The following is a 21,665-nucleotide window of genomic DNA, read 5'->3' on the forward strand; positions in this document are numbered from 1 at the left end:
GCGAAGTATGGACGATAAGCAAGCCGTCGAACAATTAAAAACGTGAGGGCGACGGCTCTCCTTGGAAATGAGCTTGGCCCAGATCGATGTTCGGGTGGACCCCAAATCGCGATTTTGTAGTACGATGCGCGACTTTTTGACGAAATCGGCATTGTCACGTCAGCGCCGGTTTCGCGTCGCGAATTGATGCGCTATGCAGCGGATAAGCCAGCAAGATGCGCAAATGCGCTCGCATGACCCCAAAAAGTGAAATCACTTTTTGGAAAGGATCATGCGAAAATAAAAGTTGCCAGAGTGTCCTTTGCGCGTCCAATGGGCGCGCGGCACTCTGGGCAGTGAGGGGTTGATGAGCGAGATCGAACGCGAAAGCATGGAATTCGACGTGGTTATCGTCGGCGCCGGTCCGGCCGGCCTCGCCGCCGCGATCCGTCTCAAGCAGGTCAATCCCGAGCTTTCCGTCGTCGTCCTGGAAAAGGGCGGCGAAGTCGGCGCCCACATCCTGTCCGGCGCCGTCGTCGATCCGATCGGCATCGACCGGCTGTTGCCGGGCTGGCGTGACGAAGAGGAGCATCCGTTCAAGACACCGGTCACGGCAGACCATTTCCTGGTCCTCGGCCCCGCCGGTTCGTTCCATCTGCCCAACATCCTGATGCCGCCGCTGATGAACAACCACGGCAACTACATCGTTTCACTCGGCAATGTCTGCCGCTGGCTGGCGACCAAGGCCGAGGCGCTGGGCGTCGAGATCTATCCGGGCTTTGCCGCCGTGGATCTTATTTACAGTGACGAAGGCGCGGTCACCGGCGTTGTCACCGGCGATATGGGCGTCGAGAAGGGCGGCACGCATGGCCCGGGCTTCGCGCCGGGCATGGCGCTGATGGGTAAATACGTGCTGATTGGCGAGGGCGCGCGCGGCTCTCTGGCCAAGCAGCTGATCGCCCAATACCATCTTTCCGACGGCCGCGAGCCCGGCAAATATGGCATCGGCCTCAAGGAGCTCTGGCAGGTCAAGCCGGAGAACCACCGGCCAGGCCTTGTCCAGCACTCCTTCGGCTGGCCGCTCGACATGAAGACCGGCGGCGGCTCCTTCCTCTACCATCTGGAGGACAACCAGGTGGCGGTCGGCTTCGTCGTCCACCTCAACTACAAGAACCCCTATCTGTCGCCGTTCGACGAGTTCCAGCGCTTCAAGACCCATCCGGCGATCAAGGGCACATTCGAGGGCGGCAAGCGGCTGGGCTATGGCGCCCGCGCCATCACCGAGGGCGGCTGGCAGTCGGTACCGAAACTGTCCTTCCCCGGGGGCGCGCTGATCGGGTGTGCCGCCGGCTTCGTCAACGTGCCGCGCATTAAAGGCTCGCACAATGCCGTGCTCTCAGGAATGCTGGCGGCCGAGCATGTCGCCGAGGCGATCGGCGCCGGTCGCGGCAATGACGAATTGGCTTCTTACGAGGCGGCATGGCGGGCGACCGACATCGGCAAGGATTTGAAGAAGGTGCGCAACGTCAAGCCATTGTGGTCGCGCTTCGGCACCGTCGTCGGCGTCGGCATTGGCGGCCTCGACATGTGGCTGAACACGCTGTTCGGCTTTTCGCCCTTCGGCACGCTGAAGCACGGCAAGGCCGACTATGCGACGCTGGAACCGGCCGCCAAGCATAAGAAGATCGCCTATCCGAAGCCGGACGGCGTGCTCACCTTCGACCGCCTGTCCTCGGTGTTTCTCTCCAACACCAACCACGAGGAAAACGAGCCTGTCCACCTGCTGGTCGCGGATATGGATCTGCAGCAGCGTTCCGAGCACGATGTCTTTGCTGGGCCCTCGACACGCTACTGCCCGGCCAGCGTCTACGAATGGGTCGACAAGGATGGCAACGCCGCCGCCGATCCCGAGGCGAAGGACGTGCGCTTCGTCATCAACGCGCAGAACTGCGTCCACTGCAAGACTTGCGACATCAAGGACCCGAACCGAAACATAACCTGGGTGCCGCCACAAGGTGGCGAGGGACCTGTCTACCAGAACATGTAGCCTATCAAACGGCAGTCCGCCAGAATCGCCGCGTCGGTCTCGACCGTCAGTCGGTGAGGCCCGCTACATTTGCGGCCTCTAAAAAACGTTGAAGCGGCGCGGCGCTTGTGGTTCCCTTCCTTCCTGACCCGGAGAGATGACCATGCGCGTGGCGATCCTGACGTGCCTTGCAGCGATTGGCGCCTTGTGCGGCTTCGCACCATCGGCATCGGCTGACACGAAGGTGCTGGTCAAGACCCGGACCTACGACATATCAGGAACCACGGGCGCCGCCCTGATCGGGGCCATGGACCGCAAGGGTCCAAAGAGGCACGGCTTCATGACACACGCCATCGCGCTGACCGCCTATACCGTAAATTGGGACCTTGAGGTTCGCAGGGAGGGTGGTGTCTGCCATCTGCGGCAGGCCAATGGGACACTCGATCTCACCTACACCTTGCCCCGCATGGCCTCAGCCGCGACGCCGGCGCTTCAGAAGCGCTGGAAGCGGTTTTTCGCGGGCGTTCGTGCCCACGAGCATAGCCACGGCCGCATCGCCAGGACAATGATGCGGGCCACCGAGAAATCGATCACTGGATTGGAGTTCGCCGACAACTGGTTGTGCAGCAAGACGCACCGCGAGGCGAGGCGCCGGATCAAGGCCGTCTATGCCGAATACGAGGCGAAACAGAACGCCTTCGACGCGCGCGAGCATCGCGACGGCGGCCATGTCGAGCACCTCGTTGGTGCCCTGCGCAAGCAGTAGGCGCTCAGCTTCGAAACTTGCCGTTCTGTGTCACGGAAGCGGTCGCGGTTTCATCTTCGTCGACCGGCTTTTTTTCTTCCGGCCTAAGCGAGAATTCCACCATCACCGGAAGATGGTCGGAGCCTGTGCCTCCCAGCCTCGACACCGAATGGATGAGAACCACGCCCTTGCTGAAAACCTGGTCGATCGGCAGTCCGGCGAAGCGCAGGAAATCCGGCAGCTTGATATAGAGCCAGGTCGGCCCCGGCGAAGGCACCACTGTCAGCTTGCCAAGATCTGCGACGCGCCGGACGGCGGCACTCCACGGCACTGCGTTGCAATCGCATGCCAGGATCGACGTCTCGCCAAGCGAGGCGAGTTCCTCCGACAATCCGCCGATCTGCCGTGATTGGTTGCGCGGCCATGGCCAGGTGAGGTGCATGGCGGCGACGTCGACGTCGGTTCCGCCGAAATCGACCGTCGCGATGGCCATCGCACCGCGCCTGTCGCAGCGCGGTTGCGTACCGGCGGCAAACGGTCGTCTGGACAGCAGCGCAACGCCGAACACGCCATTGGGGTAGGGGCAGAGGATCCGGTAGGGGTAGGCGCTGGCAATATAGCCAAGCTCGGTCGTCCACATCTCCGACACTTCATCGAGAGCGATCACGTCCGGATTGGTCCGGCCGATCAGCGACAGCACTTTCTTCGGCGTCGGATTGTTGAACCGCAGGTTCATCTGCAGCAGGCGATAGACCGGCTGGTCATCGGGGTAGACCGTCTGGTCACCGGGGTTAACTTCGTAGGCTGCCTGGACCGGCCATAGGCGGGGCACGGGCAGCGCGTTCGACGTGGTGGCAAAGGCAGCCACGGCAAAGAGCAGCGCTGTGGCCGCCTGCAGGCGAAATGAAGTCACGAGCAGCGGCAGCGCGCAAAGCGCCATCAGCACGGCAAGATGGACGCGGAAATGGGCGAAGGAATCGAAGGCCGGATGCAGCGTTCCGAAAAACCCGGCCACCAGCGCAACCGAGCAGCCGAGCATTGCGACGAATGCCACCGACGCCATCATGTTTCGAACGCGTGCCATCTACTTTGCTTATCGGCAGAAATGCAGCCAATCAAGATGACGAAATGCCCTGCCGCGATGTTATCATGCCGGCCATGCTCAGGCCGATGAAGCCGATCGGTCCTACTGGAACGCCGTTTCCGAAAAGCTTCTGAGCTTGCGCGAATGCAACCGTTCCATCGGCATCTCGGCCAGCTTTTCCATCGCCCTGATGCCGATGGTCAAATGCTGTGCCACCTGCCGCTTGTAGAACTCGGTCGCCATGCCAGGCAGCTTCAATTCGCCATGCAGGGGCTTGTCGGAGACGCAAAGCAGGGTGCCGTAGGGCACGCGGAAACGGAAACCATTGGCTGCGATCGTCGCCGATTCCATGTCGAGCGCGATCGCTCGTGACTGCGACAGCCGCTGCACCGGCCCACGCTGGTCGCGCAGCTCCCAGTTGCGGTTGTCGATGGTGGCGACGGTGCCGGTGCGCATGATACGTTTGAGGTCGTAGCCGGAAAGGCCGGTGACTTCGGCGACCGCCTCTTGCAGCGCCACCTGGATTTCAGCCAGCGGCGGGATCGGCACCCAGACCGGAAGGTCATCGTCCAGAACATGGTCTTCCCGCACATAGGCGTGCGCCAGCACATAGTCGCCCAGCGCCTGGGTGTTGCGCAGGCCGGCGCAATGGCCGAGCATCACCCAGGCATGCGGCCTGAGCACCGCAATGTGGTCGGTGATAGTCTTGGCGTTGGAGGGGCCGACACCGATATTGACCATGGTGATGCCGCCATGGTTCGGCTTCTTCAGATGATAGGCCGGCATCTGCGGCAGGCGCGGCGGCGCCACCCCAGCGCCAGGCGCGTTTTGCCCAGCCTTGGTGACGACGTTTCCCGGCTCGACGAATTCGACATATCCGCCGCCGCCCTTCGCCATCAGCTCATGCGCACGGGCGACGAACTCGTCGATATAGAACTGGTAGTTGGTGAACAGCACGAAATTCTGGAAATGCTGGGGACTGGTCGCCGTGTAGTGCGACATCCGGTGCAGCGAATAGTCGATGCGTTGCGCCGTGAACGCCGCCAGTGGCCTGGCTTCGCCTAACGCCACTTCGAACGTGCCGTTGGCAATCTGGTCGTCAGTGCCGTCGAGATCCGGCACGTCGAACAGGTCACGGATCGGCCGCCTGATGCGCTCGGCTGCGGTGCCGTCGACATGGGAGCCTTCCAGGAACGCGAAATGCAGCGGGATGGGCGTCGTCGATTCCGAAACCGTGACTGGAACGCCGTGATTGCGCATGATCAGGCTAAGCTGTTCGGTGAGATAGCGTTCGAAAAGGGCAGGCTGGGTGATGGTGGTCGAGAAATGCCCAGGCGTCGGCATATGGCCGTATGCCTGCCGCGAGTCGATCTGGGTGAACGAAGTCGTGGTGACGCCGACCTCGGGATAGAAGGCCCGGTAGCGCTTGTTGTTGTCGCCGCCTGCAGCGAGCGCCGTAAACGAATCGCGCAGGAATTTGGTGTTGCGGTCGTAAAGGACCTGCAAGGCCGCGACGGCCTTTCCGGCATCATTGAAGCTCTGCCGGCCAAACGGCTCCGGCATCACGACTGAGTCTATGGCTTGGGGATAGATTCGCTTTTCCATGACCCAATATAGAGGCTTGGCCATGCGGTTGGGAGGGGTATGCCGCCTTGAACGCGGCCAAAACATCGTTTTTTCTTTTTCAGTGATTTCGATGAAGGTCGATTGGGATTTCGATGAAGGTGGATTGGCTCTAACCACGCCGCAGGCTGATCAACAGCACAAAGCCGACGCCGTTCTTCTTCAACGCCGGCGCTTCGATCGTCGATCCGGCATCGGCGCGCATCGAGGGCACGGCCAGAACCGGTGCCGAAAGCACGGCCAGGATAAGCGCCGCCCGAGGCAGGAGTCGAAGGGTTTTCAGGGCGTTGGCGACGATGCGGTTCATGGCTTTTGCTTTTGTCTCTCGAGGTCTTTGTCGGTTCAGGGGCGAAAATGGTTCACGCAACCGAACCGGCAGGAATTGGCCTGGTCCCGGGAGCGGGCCGGACGGCCTGCCTCGGCGACGAGGATGGCGAACAACATTCCGAACAGGCTCAGCAGCAGGCAGACGATGGTGAAGCGGCGAGCGAGCATTGCGTGGTGTCTCCTTCAATACGCACGAAAATGCCCGAGCCCGACTGAACCGGCTCTGATGCCAGCGTTCATCCGCGGTTCAAATTCATTGACGGGGTGTTGAGTGCCCGCCGCCCACCGCGCCGTCGCCGGCCACGAGCGTCGCCGCAGTCTTGCTGCTGTTCCCGATCTTGCTGGTGATACGGATGAAGGACGCGCAAAAATTGCTGTTAAGTGCAGAAGGCGCGCGGCTCGCACGATCGATCCGTCCCAAACAGACGGTGAAAGCAAAAACGGGGCCTTCGCGGCCCCGTTTTCAAATTTGTGGCAGCGGAAACGATCAGAGCTTGTGCCAGGTCTGGTTCCTGCAGATCAGCCCGCCGAGCACGCAGCCGCTCATCTTGAGCGAGGCGCCTGAGACCGAGGCCTTGCCTGAGTATGTCTTGTCGGTTTCCGGGTCGGTTATGGTGCCCGTATATTTGTTGGCGCCGGACACCTTGAACGAACCGATGCGCTTGCCGGCAAACTTGCCTGATTTGAGCGTGATGGAAAATGCGCCGCCGCCGCCAGCAATGGCGGCAGTCGAGCCGGCTTGCGTTTTCCAGTTGCCTTCGATCGGATCGGCCCAAGCCGTGCCGGCCATGATCAATGTGGCCGCAAGGGCCATGCTGATTTTGCGAAACATGTTTCCTCCCTGTGGGCTTCCGGTCGGATGTTCCGCCCGCCGGTCTGCCCTTTACGCAAACGTAAGCTAATCCACCTCCCGGCAAAACAAAAGCGGTGCCGCTGGGGAAGACTTCAGGATTTTCTGGCCGCCCGAGACGGTCTCGTCGGCGAAAAATGAAACGACGGGTATGCTGGCTTTGTCTCCCGTGGTTAGCGGAGTCTTGATTTGCGCCTCGCAAATTTTCGTCAAATTTAGCCCAAACCGGCGAAATTGCTGGCTTTGCATCCTTAACGAATTCCCGCGTTTACCTCTTGTTTTAGCTTTGTTTTCCTCAAATTAAGCACGCCACTTAACGACGGATTCAAGCCTCCGGTTCATTCTCGAAAGCATCGAAAGAGCGGCCGCCCCAAGGGTTATCAACAGATACCAAGGGACAGAAGGAGGCAGCTCTCGGGAGCCTGACAGGGGCTAGAACAGGGGATTGAAATGGCACGTTTTGAAATGCCTGAAGCCGGCTTCGGCGCCATGGGGGCAACTGCCCAGGCCGACATTCTTTTCGAACTGGGCATGATGTATGCGACCGGCCGCGATTGCGAGACCGATGTCGTCGCCGCCCACAAATGGTTCAACATCGCTGCGATCAAGGGCTCGGTCCGCGCCGCGGAACTGCGCTCGGAATTGTCGGCCGCCATGTCGAAGGTCGAGATCGCCAGGGCGCTGCGTGAAGCCCGCGAATGGATGACGATGCACTAAGTTGGCCCTGAGTTCATCGGGCCCTGAGTTCATCAGGCATTGAGATCACCGACAGGGACGCTTCAGGTCGAGGCCGCGCAAGACGGCCGGACCGGCAAGAACAAGGCCGCGCAAGACGGTCTCACCAACAATGACAAGAAAGCGGCAGGCCGATACGGCCAAGCTGCGCGACGACAGGGAAGGCGAGCGGTTTTCGGGCGCGGGCGCGTTCGGGGATGGTTCGATCGACGAAGCCGCGACCGGCCGGAACAAGGCCGGCGCGGCTTTTGCGTTTTCGGGACCATGATCCCAGAAAGTGGAACCGGTTTTTGGAAAAAGATCATGGTCAAACAGAAAGGTGCAGGCCCAATCGAGTGCTGGCGATGCGCCTAGACAGGCTTGGCGAAGGGTGAAATTCTCCCGCCCACTCTGGAAGAGGCGCGGCCGGTGCGGCCGCGCGAGAGTGGAGGAATATCACCATGAAAAAGTTGGGTATTTTGAGCGCGGCCATAGTAGGCCTGATGATGAGTGCACCGATTGCCTTCGCTGACGACATCACCTTTTCGGTGGTCGGACCGATGACCGGTCAGCTTGCCACCATCGGCGACCAGTTCAAGCAGGGCGCGCAAGCCGCCGCCGACGCGATCAACGCGGCCGGCGGTGTCGACGGCCGCCAGATCAAGCTCGACGTCCAGGATGACCAGTGTGATCCGAAACAGGCGGTTTCGGTCGCCAACCGCATCGTTGCCAACGGCGTCAAGTTCATCGATGGCCATGCCTGCTCGGGCTCGAGCATTCCGGCCTCGGCCGTCTACGCCGAAGCCGGCGCGCTGATGATGAGCCCGGCTTCGTCCAACCCGGTACTGACCGACGCGGCCGCGAAAGCCGGCTGGCCGACGATCATGCGCCTCTATACGCGCGACGATGCCCAGGGCGCTTTCATCGGCCCGTGGATCGCCAAGAAATATGCCGGCAAGAACGTCGTCATCATGCACGACAAGAGCGCCTATGGGCAGGGCGTGGCCGATGCCGTCAAGGCAACGATGAACCAGAACGGTCTCAACGAGATACTCTACGAGGGCATCAACGCCGGTGAAAAGGACTACGCGGCGCTTGTCACCAAGCTGAAGGACCTGAAGGCTGACGTCATCTATTTCGGCGGCTATCACCCCGAAGCCGGCCTCATCCTGCGCCAGTCGGCGGAACAGAACCTGAAGTATCAGTTGATCATGCCGGACTCGATTGCCACGCCGGAATTCTGGCAGGTTGCCGGTCCGGCCGGCGAAGGCACCATGTTCGTCTTCCCGTCGGATCCGCAGGCGAAGCCCGAAGCCAAAGAGGCCGTCGAAAAGATCAAGGCGGGCGGCTTCGTGCCCGAGGGCTTCACGCTGTTCTCCTATGCCGTGATCCAGGCCTTTGCCGAGGGCATCAAGCGCGCCGGCAGCGACGACCCGGCCAAGGTTGCCGAGGCATTGAAGAACGGCGAGCCGATCAGCACCGTCGTCGGCTCGGTCACTTTTGACGAAAAAGGCGACCTCAAGAACGTCAGCTACGACATCAACCAGTGGCACGACGGCAAATACGCGCCGATCCAGCCGTAACAACTGGCATAGCCTGCGGTAAACGGAGATGGCCGGGTCTGACCCGGCCATTTTCATTTGGGCGGTGCGTTTGTGGCGCGTGTCGACGTCGCCTTATGGATGGGGAACAGCGGTCAGCCGTGGGCTTCCTCGGCAAAACGCACCAGCACCGTCCCGTCGGTGACCTGCGCCCCCTCGGCCGCGATTTCGGCGATTACCCCATCATGGGTAGCGGCGATGGTGTGCTCCATCTTCATCGCTTCCAGGATCAGCAGCGGCTGGCCCTTGATGACGACCTCGCCCTTGGCTGCACGCACCAGCTTGACCAGACCCGGCATCGGCGCCCGCAGGCTGTCTGAACCGGCGGCGATTTCGTCGGCCCTTGCCAACGGGTCCGGCACCGCGAAGCTGTAACCGACGGCGCCTTCGAACACGGTGACGTTGCCTGGCCAGCGGGCGAGGCGAGGGGCGGCGCGAAGATCAAGCGGATTGGCGCTGTCATAAGGCGGGTCCAGTGCCACTTGGAAGCGCCCGTCCGGCCGCATTACCGACACAAGCGCGACGATCTCGTCCTCGCCGTAGCGCAGCCGCGTGCGCCGCGGAACAGTGTGGAAATGCGCATAGCCGGCAAGCGACGACCACGGGTCGTTGGACGGCGCCTGAGCCCCGGCCCCGGATGCCGCAAATGCAGCTGCGGCGACGATCTCGCTGCTCGGCGGCGGGACTGCGGTCAGTGCTTGCTGATGCCTGCCGATCAGACCGGTATCGACATCGCCTGCCGAAAAATCCGCGTCAGCGGCAAGAGCCGCGAGAAAGGCGGTGTTGACGGTCGAGCCGGCGATCTCGGTCCGCGAAAGGGCTATGCCCAAGGCTTCGAGCGCCGCCTGCCTGTTCTTGCCGTGCACCACCAACTTGGCGATCATCGGGTCGTAGAAGGGCGAGATGACATCGCCCGCCCGCACACCGGTCTCGATCCGCATGCTGGCGCCCTCGGGCGCAGTATCCGGAAATTTCAGGTGATGCAGCGTGCCCGTCGCCGGCAAAAAACCCTTTGCCGCGTCCTCGGCATAGATGCGCGCCTCGAAGGCGTGACCGGAGAGCGTGATCTCGCTCTGCGTTTTCGGCAGCTTTTCGCCGGCGGCCACCCGCAACTGCCATTCGACCAAATCGGCTCCGGTGACCATTTCTGTGACGGGATGCTCGACCTGCAACCGGGTGTTCATTTCCATGAACCAGAAGCGGTCGGCCTTCAGCCCTTGCGAGGCGTCGACGATGAACTCGATCGTGCCGGCGCCGGAATAGTTGATCGCCTTGGCGGCCTTCACCGCCGCCTCCGTCATCGCCTTGCGCAATGCCGGTGTCATGCCGGGGGCGGGGGCTTCCTCGATCACCTTCTGGTGGCGGCGCTGCGCCGAGCAGTCGCGCTCGTAGAGATGCACGACATTGCCGAAGATGTCGCCGAACACCTGGACCTCGATGTGGCGCGGCTTCTCGACATATTTCTCGACCAGCACGCGGTCGTCGCCGAAAGCGGCCTTGGCCTCGCGCCGCGCACCCGACAACGCCTCGGAAAAGTCGTCGGGATGTTCCACGCGCCGCATGCCCTTGCCGCCGCCACCGGCGCGCGCCTTGATCAGAATGGGATAGCCGATCTCGCGTGCCTTGGAGGCGAGCAGCACGATCTCCTGCGCCTCGCCGTGATAGCCGGGCACCACCGGCACCCCGGCCTTCTCCATCAGCCGCTTGGCCGCGTCCTTCAGCCCCATGGCGCGGATCGAGGCGGCCGACGGGCCGATGAAGACGAGCCCGGCTGCCGTCACCTGGTCGACGAAATCAGGGTTTTCCGACAGAAAACCGTAGCCGGGATGGATGGCTTCCGCGCCGGTGGCCAAAGCCGCCGCGACAATCTTGTCGCCGCGCAGATAACTTTCGCCGACAGGCGAGGGACCGATATGCACAGCTTCGTCGGCCATCTCGACATGCAGGGCCCCGGCGTCGGCGTCGGAATAGACGGCAACGCTACGCACGCCCAACTTGCGTGCCGTGCGGATCACCCGGCAGGCGATCTCGCCGCGGTTGGCGATCAGGATTTTGGCGAACATGGGACCTCCAAAGCCAGAGCTTGCCGCCAACGGCGCGAATGCTCCTTCACGCGAGCTGTGGCAACACCCTGCTTTGCAGTCCGGCCATTGTCAAAGTATCGGTAAGCGAGGACTGCTTACTTGGAGGCTGCGACCTCGCAACCCCCACCTGTCGTGACCTTGTAACTGTTGCGGGTGGCCTGACAGGATTTCAATGCCAGCTCTTCGGCAGCTTTCTGTGACGGTGCATTCAAGCGCGACCCGCAGATGATGTACAATGAAGTCACCCGCATGTATGGGGTGGTCGCATAAGCTGAATGGCCGCTGGCCGCTACATAGGCGTTGTAAGCCTTGGTACACGGATCCTTCGAGTTCCGCGGCAAAAACGGGTGGAAACGGGTGTCGCCTTTGCTTCCCGCCAACGATTCCGCCGCTCCGATGCCAGGTGCCGTGAGTATAAGAAATCCTGCAAGTATCGATGTAATTGTTCTCTGGACGTATCTCGGTTTCATTTTTCCCCCTTGGAATGAACTGAGGCAACAGGCATTGCTACTTGGAGGCGGCGATGCTGCAGACTCCCGCTGTCGTGACCTTGTATTGCTTCCTGGCGGATTGACAGTCTTTCAGCGCCAGCGTCTCTGCAGCCTTTTGCGACGATGCATTCGCACGTGCGCAAACCACGAACTCGGTCGCCCAATTGAAGGGGGTCGACGCATAGGCGGAATGGCTGCCAGTCGCCACATAGGCCTTGTATGCCTTCTGACAGCCTCCCGTAGAGCCCGGCGCGAAATACACAGGGTAGCGGCTGTCGCCTTTGCTTCCCGCCAGCGATTCGGCTGCACTAGCGTCAGGTGCCGCTAACATAAGCAATCCTGCAAGTACAGACATAGTTGTTTTCTGAAAAAGCGGCAGTCTCATCTTCGCCCAATCCCCATTGGTATTTGCAATGAGCAATAGCCGCGATTCTTTCATCTGGCCAGATCGGTGAATGAAAATAAATCTGAAAACTATGGATGGATTTTCTTACCTGTGCCGGTCACGCTCCGCCAAGCAGCAACGCCTGCTCGTATAGTTCCGCCGTTTGCTGGTCGAAGCAGCAGAAGATGACGGTTTCCGGGATCGCGTTTTGGCCGATGAAGGCACGCAGGGTGCCAACGGCGATCTGCGTCGCCTGGTCCTTTGGATATCGGTATACACCGGTCGAGATCGCCGGAAATGCCACCGTCCGGCAACCCTTGGCGGCGGCAAGTTCGAGCGACCGGCGATAGCAGGAGGCCAACAACTCGGCTTCGCGTTTGCCGCCGCCTTGCCAGACCGGCCCGACCGTGTGGATGATGTAGCGTGCCGGCAGCCTGTAACCCTTGGTGAGCTTAGCGTCGCCGACTTTGCAGCCATTGAGTGTTCGGCATTCCGCCAGAAGTTCAGGGCCGGCCGCTCGATGAATGGCGCCGTCAACGCCACCGCCGCCCAAGAGCGAGGTGTTGGCGGCGTTGACGATGGCATCGACCGCCAGCTTCGTGATGTCGCCGATATGAACGCGAATCCTCTGATCGCTTTCGCTCATCGTCACATCCTGAACACGCCGAACCTTGTCTCCTCGATCTCGGCGTTGAGCGCCGCGGAAAGGCTGAGCGCCAGCACCTCGCGCGTCTTGGCCGGATCGATTATGCCGTCGTCCCAGAGGCGGGCTGACGAATAGAGCGGGTGGCCCTCATGCTCGTATTTCATCAGGATCGGCTTCTTGAATTTCGCCTCTTCCTCCGCGCTCCATTCGCCACCCTTGCGCTCGATGCCCTCGCGCTTGACGACCGCAAGCACGGTTGCCGCTTGCTCGCCGCCCATCACCGAAATGCGGGCATTAGGCCACATCCAAAGAAAACGCGGCGAATAGGCGCGTCCGCACATGCCGTAATTGCCGGCGCCGAACGAGCCGCCGATGATCATGGTCACCTTCGGCACGCGCGCCGTGGCGACGGCCATCACCAGCTTGGCGCCGTCCTTGGCGATGCCGCCGGCCTCGTATTTTCGCCCCACCATGAAACCAGTGATGTTCTGCAGGAAGATCAGCGGGATCTTGCGCTGGCAGCACAGCTCGATGAAATGCGCACCCTTCAGCGCGCTTTCGGAGAACAGCACGCCGTTGTTGGCGATGATGCCGACCGGCATGCCGTTGAGATGGGCAAAGCCAGTGACCAGCGTGGTGCCGTAATTCTGCTTGAACTCGTCGAACTCGGAGCCGTCGACGATGCGCGCGATCACTTCGCGCACGTCATAAGGCTGGCGCAGATCCGTCGGCACGATGCCGTAGAGCTCATCGGCTGCATGAAGCGGCGGAATCGGATCGCGAAGTGCCAGCCCGATCTCCTTCTTTCGATTCAGGTTCTTGACGATGCGGCGTGCGATCGCCAGCGCATGCTCGTCGTCCAGCGCATAGTGGTCGGCAACGCCGGAAAGCCGCGTGTGCACATCGGCGCCACCCAACTCCTCCGCGCTGACATCCTCGCCGGTGGCGGCCTTCACCAGCGGCGGGCCGCCGAGGAAGATGGTCGCCTGGTTGCGCACCATGATCGTCTCGTCCGACATCGCCGGCACATAGGCGCCGCCCGCCGTGCACGAACCCATGACGCAGGCGATCTGCGGTATGCCTGAAGCCGACATGTTGGCCTGATTGTAGAAGATGCGGCCGAAATGGTCGCGGTCGGGGAACACCTCGTCCTGGTTGGGCAGATTGGCGCCGCCGCTGTCGACCAGATAGACGCAAGGCAGTTTGTTTTGGAGCGCGATCTCCTGCGCGCGCAGATGCTTCTTCACCGTCAGCGGATAATAGGTGCCGCCCTTCACCGTGGCGTCGTTGACGACGACCATGACTTCGGTGCCTTCGACACGGCCGATGCCGGCGATGAGGCCGGCCGATGAGATGTCTTCGCCATACATCGACCACGCCGCGAACTGGCCGATCTCGAGAAATGGCGAGCCGGTGTCGAGCAATTGCGATAGGCGCTCGCGCGGCAAAAGCTTGCCGCGGCTCTGGTGCCGTTCGCGCGCTTCGTCCGAGCCGCCACGCTCGACGGTTGCCGCCTTTTCCGCAATGTCAACGACCAGCGCCCGCATGCGCTCGGCATTGGCGCGGAAGGTGTCGGAGGCGGGCGAGATCTGCGAGGTGAGGGTGGTCATGGCGTTACCGGATCAGTTCGATCTTGCAGCCGATATCCAGGTCGCCCCAGTCGCGATCGGCGGTGACGGCAATGGCATTCTCGCAAATTGCCAGTGCGAGGCAGGCCCGGTCGCCCAACGACAAGCCGCGATGTCGCGTCAGCTCGCGAAGCTGCCCGGCTGCGATGCCCATCGCTTCGTCGAAGACGGCGACCGGCATGCCGAGGCTGGCGAGGTCGTCCGCGGCCTCCTCCATGCTGCGTCCTCTGTCGATCAGCTTGGCGATGATTTCGGCCGCATTGACGGAACTGCATTGTGCGTCCGGCGCGAAACCCAAGGCGATATCGGTGCCTTTCTCGTTGAGCAGGATCGCAAGCGCCGCGGAGCTGTCCATGACGTAGGGTTTCACTTCGCTCCCTTCCTCGCCGTTCCTTCGGCATGAAGCCGGTCCAAACGCTCATCGCTTCGGCGCTGTTCTTCGCGCCGCTCCTTGAGAAATTCGTCGACGACGCTTTCGCCCGGCTTTTTCAAAGCCGACAATTCCGCCTGGACGCGCCGCAGATTTTGGAGCCACGACCTTACCCGCAACTCGCCGTTCTCGACATGAAGGATCAAGTCCTCACCAGGCTTCACGCCCATTTCCTCGCGCATCGCTGCCGGGATAACGAAGCGTCCGCCTTCGCCAAGTTTCACGCGCTCGCGTTTCGCTGGAACCCGGAGCGGAGCCTTCCGAGATCCGGCCTCGAATTGCGTTTGCGGATTTTCGTCAAACCCAGCTTTTCTCGTTCCGCTCGCCATTGTCGCCTCGTTCCAGAAACGTGCCATATTTCGAATATATGGCATGTTGTACTATAAATGGCAATTTTCAAGATAGTGCCACTATATTCCCTCTGCCATGATTTCCCGCCCGATCAGCCAGCGGCGGATTTCGCTGGTGCCGGCGCCGATCTCGTAGAGCTTGGCGTCGCGCAAAAGCCGGCCGGTCGGATAGTCGTTGATGTAGCCATTGCCGCCCAGTAGCTGGATGGCGTCGAGCGCCATCTGCGTCGCCTTCTCGGCTGCGAACAGCACGCAAGCGGCGGAGTCCTTGCGGCTCGTCTGGCCGCGGTCGCAGGCGGCGGCGACGGCATAGACGTAGGCGCGTGCGGCGTTCATCACCGTATACATGTCGGCGAGCTTGCCCTGCACCAGTTGGAACTCGCCGATCGGCTGCCCGAACTGTTTGCGTTCGTGCACATAGGGGACCGCCACATCGAGGCACGCCGCCATCAGCCCGATCGGACCGCCGGCGAGCACGGTGCGCTCGTAATCGAGGCCCGACATCAGCACTTCGACGCCGCGCCCTTCCTCATGCAGCACATTGTCGAACGGCACCTCGACATCCGAAAAAACCAGTTCGCCGGTGTTCGAGCCGCGCATGCCGAGCTTGTCGAGCTTTTGCGCCACGGAAAAGCCGGCCATCGACTTTTCGACGATGAAGGCGGTAATCCCGCGCGAACTGAGTTCCGGATCGGTCTTGGCATAGACGACCAATGTCTCGGCATCCGGGCCGTTGGTGATCCACATCTTGGTGCCGTTGACCACGTAGCGGTCGTTGCGCTTTTCGGCGCGCAGCTTGAGCGACACGACGTCGGAGCCGGCGCCGGATTCCGACATTGCCAGCGCGCCGACCTTTTCGCCGCTGCACAGCGTAGGCAGATATTTTTCCTTCTGTGCCGGCGTCGCCCAACGATTGATCTGGTTGACGCAGAGGTTGGAATGGGCGCCGTAGGAGAGGCCGACCGAGGCCGAGGCACGCGAAATCTCCTCCATTGCGACCACATGGGCGAGATAGCCCATGCCGGTGCCGCCGAAATCCGGATCGGCGGTGATGCCGAGCAGGCCGAGCCCACCGAATTCGCGCCACAGATGCGCCGGAAACTCATTCGAGCGGTCGATCTCGGCGGCGATCGGCGCGATCTTTTCCTGGGCGAAGCGCCGCACCAGGTCGCGCAGCGCCTCGATGTCTTCGTCAAGTCCGAAGTTGAGTGTGTGCGTGTACATGCCGTTCCTCCCGGCGCATGGCCCCGAAATCGAATTCGATTCCGATTTCGGGAGGGACCATGCGCAAAATCAAAGTGCTACAGCGTCCTTGCGCGTTCGAAGGCGCGCACGGCGCCGTAGGTCGTAGTCGCGCCATGGGCTGCCCCAACCAGGCGCATCGTCATTGAAAGATATGTGGCGGTTACCTCCGAGATCGATAGCCGCTCGCCTGGCCGGAACCAGACGATGACGCCGGTCATCATCTGGATCAGAGCCATGGCCGTCAGCCCGGTGTCTTCGACGCTGAAGACGCCAGCTTCTGCGCCGTCGCGCAGAATGGCGCGCAGTTCCTTTTCATAGGCCGTGCGCATGCGCAGGACCTGCGTCAGGCGGTCATGCGACAGGCTGCGCAATTCCATGTTCGAGACATGGGTGGAGTGGCGCCGCTCGATGTGGAAGGCGATGTGGTTTTCGACATAGGCGGCAAGCCGCGTCGCCGGATCGGCCACGGTCGGGCGCGCCGCGTCCCACGCCTCGATCAGCCCTTCCATGTGCTCGCGCATCAGCGTGAACAAGAGGTCTTCCTTGGTCGGGAAATAGCGGTAGAGCGCGGCCGCCTGCACGCCGACCTCGGCGGCCAGCTGGCGCATCGACATCGCCTCGTAGCCAAGACGCGCGATCAGGCGGACCGCCGCCTCGCGGACCGCTGCTTCGGTCTTTTCCCCGTCGGAACCGATCGTGCGCGCCATGGTCACCTCATCGAGAGGTGCAATAATAAAACGAACGTTCAATTAATTCAAGATCTGAATGCATTGCAGGATAGGGATTGTGTTTTTTTGAATGGTTGACTAAGTCAAATAATATGGTGATGATCTGGGTGTAGAATTTCCTGAGAAGGAGCCCGACATGCCGGATGTGCGGAATGCGATGGTCACCGAAATCCGCCATTTCAACCGGTTTTACACCAGCTTGATCGGGCTGCTCGACGAGACCTTGATGCAGAGTACCTACACGCTAACCGAGGCGCGGGTGCTGTTCGAGCTGGGTCACCGGGCGGGCGTCGGCGCTGCCAACCCGAGCGGCGAGGCAGGGTTTCTCGCGCAGGCATTCCATCTCGATCTCGGGCCGGCGGCGTCCTCGATTGCCGGCGAACTCCGGCTGGACCCGGCCTATGTCACGCGGATCCTCAGAAAATTCGCCGCCATGGGCCTGACCGAACTGCGTGCAGACCCGGGCGACCGGCGTCGGCGCATCCTGTCGCTGTCCGCGCGGGGAAACTCGGAGCTGGCCACGCTTCAGTCGGCGGCGGATCGCGATCTCACCCGGCTGACGGCTGGCCTGGCCGACAACGAAGCCGCCGAGCTTGCGGACGCCTTGAAGCGGGTCATGTGCCTGCTCGGTGACGGGGGGAAATAGCGGCAGGCCGAAACGACGACTTTGCGATCCTCAGTTCCCCCGAGCCGCCGCCAGCGCACCGGGCAGCTCCTCGGCAAAGATGTCGAGCTCGTGGTCGAGGCCGACGCTGACCCGAATGCAGCGGTCGAGCACCGGCACCATCGGCTTGCGGATGAACACGTCACGCGACAGCAGCGCCTGCAGCACACTTAGCGCGAAGGCGCCGTCGCCGCCGCAGTCTATGGTGACGAAATTTGTTGCCGAAGGCAGCGGCTTCAGCCCGTTCGCTTCGGCTATCTCTGCGATGCGCCGGCGGCCGGCAGCGACCCGCGCCACCACACTCTCCAGATAGTCTTGATCGGCAAGCGCCTCGACGCCGGCGATCTGCGCCATGCGGCTGACGCCGTAATGGTTGCGGATCTTCTCGAAATCGCGGATCACCTGGGCGTCCGCCACCGCATAGCCGCAGCGTATGCCGGCCAATCCGTAGGCCTTCGAGAAGGTACGCATGCGGATGACGTTCGGCCTGGAGATATCGATCGACGGCAGCGCCGAGGCCGGGCCCATCTCGCCATAGGCCTCGTCGAGCACCAGCATGGTGGTTTCTGGCAGGGCTTCGATGAAGCGGACGAGCTCGGCCGCCTCCCACCAGCTTCCCATCGGATTGTCTGGGTTGGACAAATAGACCAGCGGCGCGTTTTCCTTGGCGACCGTAGCCAATAGGCCGTCCAGGCTTTCCCGGTCGTTCTCGTAGGGAACCGCGACCAGCCGGCCACCGACGCCGGCAATATGGAAGTTGAAGGTCGGATAGGCGCCGAGCGAGGTGACCACCGCATCGCCGGGCGCCACATACATGCGCGCCACGAGGCTGAGCAAACCGTCTATGCCTTCGCCGACAACCACGTTTTCGGCGCTGACGCCGAGATGCGCGGCGACGGCCACCTTCAAATCGTGATTGTCGGGGTCGCAATACATCCACATGTCGCGGGCGACACCGGCCATGCGGGCGATGACGCGCGGCGACGGCCCGAAACTGCTCTCATTGGCGCCGATGCGGGCGCGAAACGCGCGGCCGCGGTCCCGCTCCTGCGCCTCCGGGCCGACAAACGGCACCGTCGAAGGAAGCGCGCTGATGATTGGCGTGAGGGGAGGGCGCTGGCGCATGGCAAAGGCTCGTTCCAAAGGGGCTTCTTGCTAGCGCGGCACAGTTGGCCGCGCAAGCTCCCCTTGGCTGCAACCAGCATGCTGGATTTTCCCCGCTCGTTTTGCTAGCGAGATATCATGAACAATCGACTCCCGCCTGCCTGGTCCAAGCACCTCAAGCCCGGCCCCGCGCCAAAAGCGAAGGCGCCGATACTGACGCCGATAGTGAATCAAGGAAACGCTCAATCGCGTGCGCAGGCCGACGACGCGCTGCTGAAACAGGCATATATCCATCAGCAGGCAAAGCGCCTCGACGAGGCTCAGGATCTATGCCTTCGCGTTCTGGCGCGCACACCAAACCATCCGCTCGCGTTGTACATCTTGGGGACCTTATATCTGGGTTATGATAATGAGATGGCCTTGCGATATTTCGCACGGGCGGTCGGCGAGGAACCTAAAAACGCCTATTACCACCTCAGCCTGGGCGAGGCCTATGTGAAGGTCAGCGAATATTCGCCAGCAATCAAGCATATGCAGTACGCCTTGAAACTGCAGCCGGACCTTATCGAGGCACTTTGTGCACTGGGGCGCGCTTACATAGCGTTTGACAAACCAGACATGGCATTGCCGCTCTACGAGAAGGCGCTGAAAATCAACCGCGACCATCCCAAGGTTCGAGCGGGTCTGGCCAGCGCGCTTAGCGGCCTGGGGCGCATGGATGAAGCCGCCGTCTACCTGAAAGAAGCGATCGAACGTCGCATTGAGGTGCCGAGCGCCTACAACGACCTTGTACAGACGCGAAAGTTCACCGAAGAGCCTGAGGAACTCCAATTCATCCTTCGTGAACTCGCCAGCCCGAAGCTCCATCCAGCCGGCGCGCTGCAACTCCATTATGCCGCCGGCAAGGTGCTGAACGACCTCAAGCGCTATAGTGAGGCATTCGACCATTTCAACAAGGCGAAACAGGCCTCCGGCTACGAGTTCGATATCGACTTGTATCGTCGCTGGGTCGACTCGATGATTGAAATCTTCACGCCGGACTTTTTAGCTACCAGGGCCGGCTATGGAAATCCTTCCGAAGTGCCTGTGTTCGTGGTTGGCATGCCCCGCTCGGGGACGACGCTGACGGAGCAGATCTGCGCCAGCCATCCAGTTGTTCATGGTGCAGGGGAGCTTAGCAAATTAAGGCGGGTCGCGAATGCAATCGGCCTCAAAACCTCAGCGGCTGGGAATTTGAACCAGCCAATCATGTCGATCACGGAAGACCTGTCCAGAACCTTGGCCGAAGAGCACCTGTCCTATTTGCGGGAGCGGGCGCCTGCCGCGCTTCGCGTCGTCGATAAGGAGCCGCACAATTTTGAACTGATCGGCCTTATCGGCCTTCTCTTTCCCAACGCGCGCATCATTCATTGCCGTCGTGACGCCATCGACAATTGCGTCTCTTGCTTTGTCCTCAACTTCAGCGAGGGACACAGCTACAATACCGACCTGAAAACACTAGGCCTGTATTATCGCGAATATGACCGCCTGATGCGGCATTGGAACGAGGTTTTTCCCGGCCTCATCTTCGAAAATCGCTACGAAACACTGGTTGAGGACCAGGAGGCGCAGTCGCGCCGCCTCATAGATTATCTCGGGCTGCCTTGGGATGACGCCTGCCTGCGCTTTTTCGACAGGGATGGTTCGGTCAACACGCCCAGTCGCTGGCAGGTTCGGCAACCGATTTACAAATCGTCCGTCAAGCGCTGGAAGAATTATGAAAACGAAATTCAGCCGCTGATACAGTCGCTGGGCGATCTTGCAGAGATTTGACTTGAGGTAGGCGGTCCGCGTTGGGGGGGGCACGAGACTCTGGATCGCATAGGTTCGCTACCAACCGACCTTCAGCCGCCAAGCGCTGCTGCGGTGCAGAATCTTTCGAGACGCTGGAGGGACAGCGCGCCCCTCTGGCCTGCCGGACAGAGGGGGCGCGAAGGATCGCCAGCCTTTGAGTTAACCTGTTTCCAAGTGAGGACCGCATGCATCCCAGGGGCTGCGCTCCCGCTTTGCGTTCGCTCCGCCCTGGGACGACGAAGGCATGGTGGCTTTTGGCCAATCGCCAGTGTTGGAGATTGGCGGCTGCAGGCCGATCTAACAGAGAACGATCCATGGCCGGTATCAGCGGCGCATGCATACGCAATTTGACAGCCAGGCCGATACGAAAAAACCCGGCGGTTGCCCGCCGGGTTCGAGTTCAGTCAGACGATGCTGATTAGAACGAGCGCTGGAAGCGGAGCTGGCCGCCAAAGCTGTCCTCGTCGTCCGCACCGGTCCAGTTGGAGAAGCCGGCCTCGCCGAACTCTCCGGCGTGCAAGTAGGAGGCTTCCGCCGTGATCGTCAGGCCGGGGACGATGTCATAGGCGATGTTCGCCACGACGCCGAGGTTTTCGCCCTCGTCATACGAGATCTGGGTGTTGAACGAGGTCTTCTCGTTGATGGTGTAGGTGCCACCACCCCAGACTGCCCAATTGCCGCTCCACAGCTTGTACATGCCGCGGCCGCCGGCGGGGAATCTCCAGTCCGGATCCGTGAGGTTGTCGTCCGTGCCGTAGCCGGCCATGATAAACAGCGACAGGTTCTCCATCGGCGTGATGTCGAGGCGAACCTTGCCGGCCACCTCTTCGTAGGCGCTGTCGTAAGCAACGACGCCGGTGATCGCGCCCCAGCCCTGCGTCCACTTCACGCCGCCGACGACATGCGGAACGTAGCTGTCGATCGTGAAGGGGCCGTAGCCTTCTTCGAGCGAGACGACGGCGGAGAAGCCGTTGCCGGCGTCGAAGTAGTACTGGACGACGTTGGTGTCGAAGCCGCCATAGGGAACCAGCGTATCGTTCATGACGTTGCCGGCGTAGCCGATGAACGTATCGAAGGCCGATTCGTCCTTACCGACGCGCAGACCACCGAGCTGGATCCAGGCGAAGT

General features: G+C 61.6%; 22 protein-coding genes. 7 read left to right on the forward strand and 15 right to left on the reverse strand.

Annotated features, from left to right (window positions below; all coding sequences use genetic code 11):
- The first annotated feature begins 346 nt into the window (after positions 1-346).
- Together EOC93_RS16760 and EOC93_RS16765 are read left to right on the forward strand one after the other, a co-directional pair.
- A complete protein-coding gene (locus EOC93_RS16760) occupies positions 347-2,026 on the forward strand; it encodes an electron transfer flavoprotein-ubiquinone oxidoreductase (protein ID WP_127205173.1) in 1,680 nt (559 codons plus the stop codon).
- Between the two features lie 142 nt (positions 2,027-2,168).
- Positions 2,169-2,771 (forward strand): DUF922 domain-containing protein, encoded by a 603-nt coding sequence (locus EOC93_RS16765; RefSeq protein WP_127205174.1) that lies wholly within the window; start codon positions 2,169-2,171, stop codon positions 2,769-2,771.
- Positions 2,772-2,775: 4 nt separating this feature from the next.
- Here the strand turns inward: EOC93_RS16765 and EOC93_RS16770 are convergent, their stop codons facing one another.
- The 5 genes from EOC93_RS16770 to EOC93_RS16785 all read right to left on the reverse strand — a co-directional run bounded on the left by EOC93_RS16770 (position 2,776) and on the right by EOC93_RS16785 (position 6,616).
- A complete protein-coding gene (locus EOC93_RS16770) occupies positions 2,776-3,834 on the reverse strand; it encodes an endonuclease/exonuclease/phosphatase family protein (RefSeq protein WP_127205175.1) in 1,059 nt (352 codons plus the stop codon).
- A 102-nt stretch (positions 3,835-3,936) separates the two neighbouring features.
- Positions 3,937-5,397 carry an AMP nucleosidase gene (locus EOC93_RS16775; RefSeq protein WP_245329932.1) on the reverse strand — a complete coding sequence of 487 codons (1,461 nt, stop codon included), beginning with the start codon at positions 5,395-5,397 and terminating at the stop codon, positions 3,937-3,939.
- Between the two features lie 172 nt (positions 5,398-5,569).
- A complete protein-coding gene (locus EOC93_RS16780; protein WP_095486571.1) occupies positions 5,570-5,764 on the reverse strand; it encodes a hypothetical protein in 195 nt (64 codons plus the stop codon).
- A gap of 35 nt (positions 5,765-5,799) precedes the next feature.
- Positions 5,800-5,952, reverse strand: a complete 153-nt coding sequence (locus EOC93_RS34125) for a hypothetical protein (protein WP_164759165.1) — start codon at positions 5,950-5,952, stop codon at positions 5,800-5,802.
- Positions 5,953-6,271: 319 nt separating this feature from the next.
- Positions 6,272-6,616 (reverse strand): DUF2147 domain-containing protein, encoded by a 345-nt coding sequence (locus EOC93_RS16785; RefSeq protein WP_127205176.1) that lies wholly within the window; start codon positions 6,614-6,616, stop codon positions 6,272-6,274.
- Positions 6,617-7,084: 468 nt separating this feature from the next.
- On the opposite strand from EOC93_RS16785, the gene EOC93_RS16790 reads away from it, so the two are divergent.
- The 3 genes from EOC93_RS16790 (at position 7,085) to EOC93_RS16795 (ending at position 8,931) form a co-directional block, all read left to right on the forward strand.
- Positions 7,085-7,351, forward strand: a complete 267-nt coding sequence (locus EOC93_RS16790; protein WP_027152750.1) for a sel1 repeat family protein — start codon at positions 7,085-7,087, stop codon at positions 7,349-7,351.
- 130 nt (positions 7,352-7,481) lie between these two features.
- Positions 7,482-7,637 (forward strand): hypothetical protein, encoded by a 156-nt coding sequence (locus EOC93_RS34130; RefSeq protein ID WP_158302626.1) that lies wholly within the window; start codon positions 7,482-7,484, stop codon positions 7,635-7,637.
- A gap of 172 nt (positions 7,638-7,809) precedes the next feature.
- Positions 7,810-8,931 (forward strand): ABC transporter substrate-binding protein, encoded by a 1,122-nt coding sequence (locus tag EOC93_RS16795; protein WP_095486574.1) that lies wholly within the window; start codon positions 7,810-7,812, stop codon positions 8,929-8,931.
- Between the two features lie 113 nt (positions 8,932-9,044).
- Here the strand turns inward: EOC93_RS16795 and EOC93_RS16800 are convergent, their stop codons facing one another.
- The 8 genes from EOC93_RS16800 to EOC93_RS16840 form a co-directional block, all read right to left on the reverse strand.
- Entirely contained in the window at positions 9,045-11,012 is a 1,968-nt protein-coding gene (locus EOC93_RS16800) for an acetyl/propionyl/methylcrotonyl-CoA carboxylase subunit alpha (RefSeq protein ID WP_127205177.1), read from the reverse strand.
- Positions 11,013-11,540: 528 nt separating this feature from the next.
- Positions 11,541-11,963: a hypothetical protein gene (locus tag EOC93_RS16810; protein WP_245329934.1), complete on the reverse strand. Its 423-nt coding sequence runs from the start codon at positions 11,961-11,963 to the stop codon at positions 11,541-11,543.
- A gap of 64 nt (positions 11,964-12,027) precedes the next feature.
- Positions 12,028-12,555 carry an O-acetyl-ADP-ribose deacetylase gene (locus EOC93_RS16815; protein WP_095486576.1) on the reverse strand — a complete coding sequence of 176 codons (528 nt, stop codon included), beginning with the start codon at positions 12,553-12,555 and terminating at the stop codon, positions 12,028-12,030.
- A 2-nt stretch (positions 12,556-12,557) separates the two neighbouring features.
- Positions 12,558-14,165, reverse strand: coding sequence for a carboxyl transferase domain-containing protein (locus EOC93_RS16820; RefSeq protein WP_095486577.1), 1,608 nt, complete (start codon positions 14,163-14,165; stop codon positions 12,558-12,560).
- Positions 14,166-14,169: 4 nt separating this feature from the next.
- Complete coding sequence (locus EOC93_RS16825; protein WP_095486578.1) at positions 14,170-14,553, reverse strand: type II toxin-antitoxin system VapC family toxin; 384 nt, start codon at positions 14,551-14,553, stop codon at positions 14,170-14,172.
- On the reverse strand, positions 14,550-14,837 hold the full coding sequence (locus EOC93_RS16830; RefSeq protein ID WP_245329935.1) for an AbrB/MazE/SpoVT family DNA-binding domain-containing protein: 288 nt from the start codon (positions 14,835-14,837) through the stop codon (positions 14,550-14,552). Before EOC93_RS16830 ends, EOC93_RS16825 begins: the two co-directional genes overlap by 4 nt.
- 186 nt (positions 14,838-15,023) lie before the next feature.
- The gene (locus tag EOC93_RS16835; RefSeq protein WP_127205178.1) at positions 15,024-16,187 is read right to left on the reverse strand and encodes an isovaleryl-CoA dehydrogenase; all 1,164 of its coding nucleotides are present in this window, start codon (positions 16,185-16,187) and stop codon (positions 15,024-15,026) included.
- 77 nt (positions 16,188-16,264) lie between these two features.
- Positions 16,265-16,915: a TetR/AcrR family transcriptional regulator gene (locus EOC93_RS16840; protein WP_127205179.1), complete on the reverse strand. Its 651-nt coding sequence runs from the start codon at positions 16,913-16,915 to the stop codon at positions 16,265-16,267.
- Between the two features lie 178 nt (positions 16,916-17,093).
- Here EOC93_RS16840 and EOC93_RS16845 point away from each other — a divergent pair, with 178 nt between their 5' ends.
- Entirely contained in the window at positions 17,094-17,582 is a 489-nt protein-coding gene (locus EOC93_RS16845; RefSeq protein WP_245461479.1) for a MarR family winged helix-turn-helix transcriptional regulator, read from the forward strand.
- Between the two features lie 30 nt (positions 17,583-17,612).
- On the opposite strand, the gene EOC93_RS16850 is transcribed toward EOC93_RS16845, so the two are convergent.
- Entirely contained in the window at positions 17,613-18,725 is a 1,113-nt protein-coding gene (locus EOC93_RS16850; protein WP_095486582.1) for a pyridoxal phosphate-dependent aminotransferase, read from the reverse strand.
- A 117-nt stretch (positions 18,726-18,842) separates the two neighbouring features.
- Here EOC93_RS16850 and EOC93_RS16855 point away from each other — a divergent pair, with 117 nt between their 5' ends.
- Entirely contained in the window at positions 18,843-20,516 is a 1,674-nt protein-coding gene (locus EOC93_RS16855) for a tetratricopeptide repeat-containing sulfotransferase family protein (protein WP_127205180.1), read from the forward strand.
- 439 nt (positions 20,517-20,955) lie between these two features.
- On the opposite strand, the gene EOC93_RS16860 is transcribed toward EOC93_RS16855, so the two are convergent.
- Positions 20,956-21,665, reverse strand: a 710-nt coding sequence (locus tag EOC93_RS16860) for a porin (protein ID WP_164759166.1), incomplete at its 5' end; no start/stop codon positions are given.

The sequence above is a fragment of the Mesorhizobium sp. M6A.T.Ce.TU.002.03.1.1 genome (assembly GCF_003997275.1).
Classification (GTDB): domain Bacteria; phylum Pseudomonadota; class Alphaproteobacteria; order Rhizobiales; family Rhizobiaceae; genus Mesorhizobium; species Mesorhizobium mediterraneum.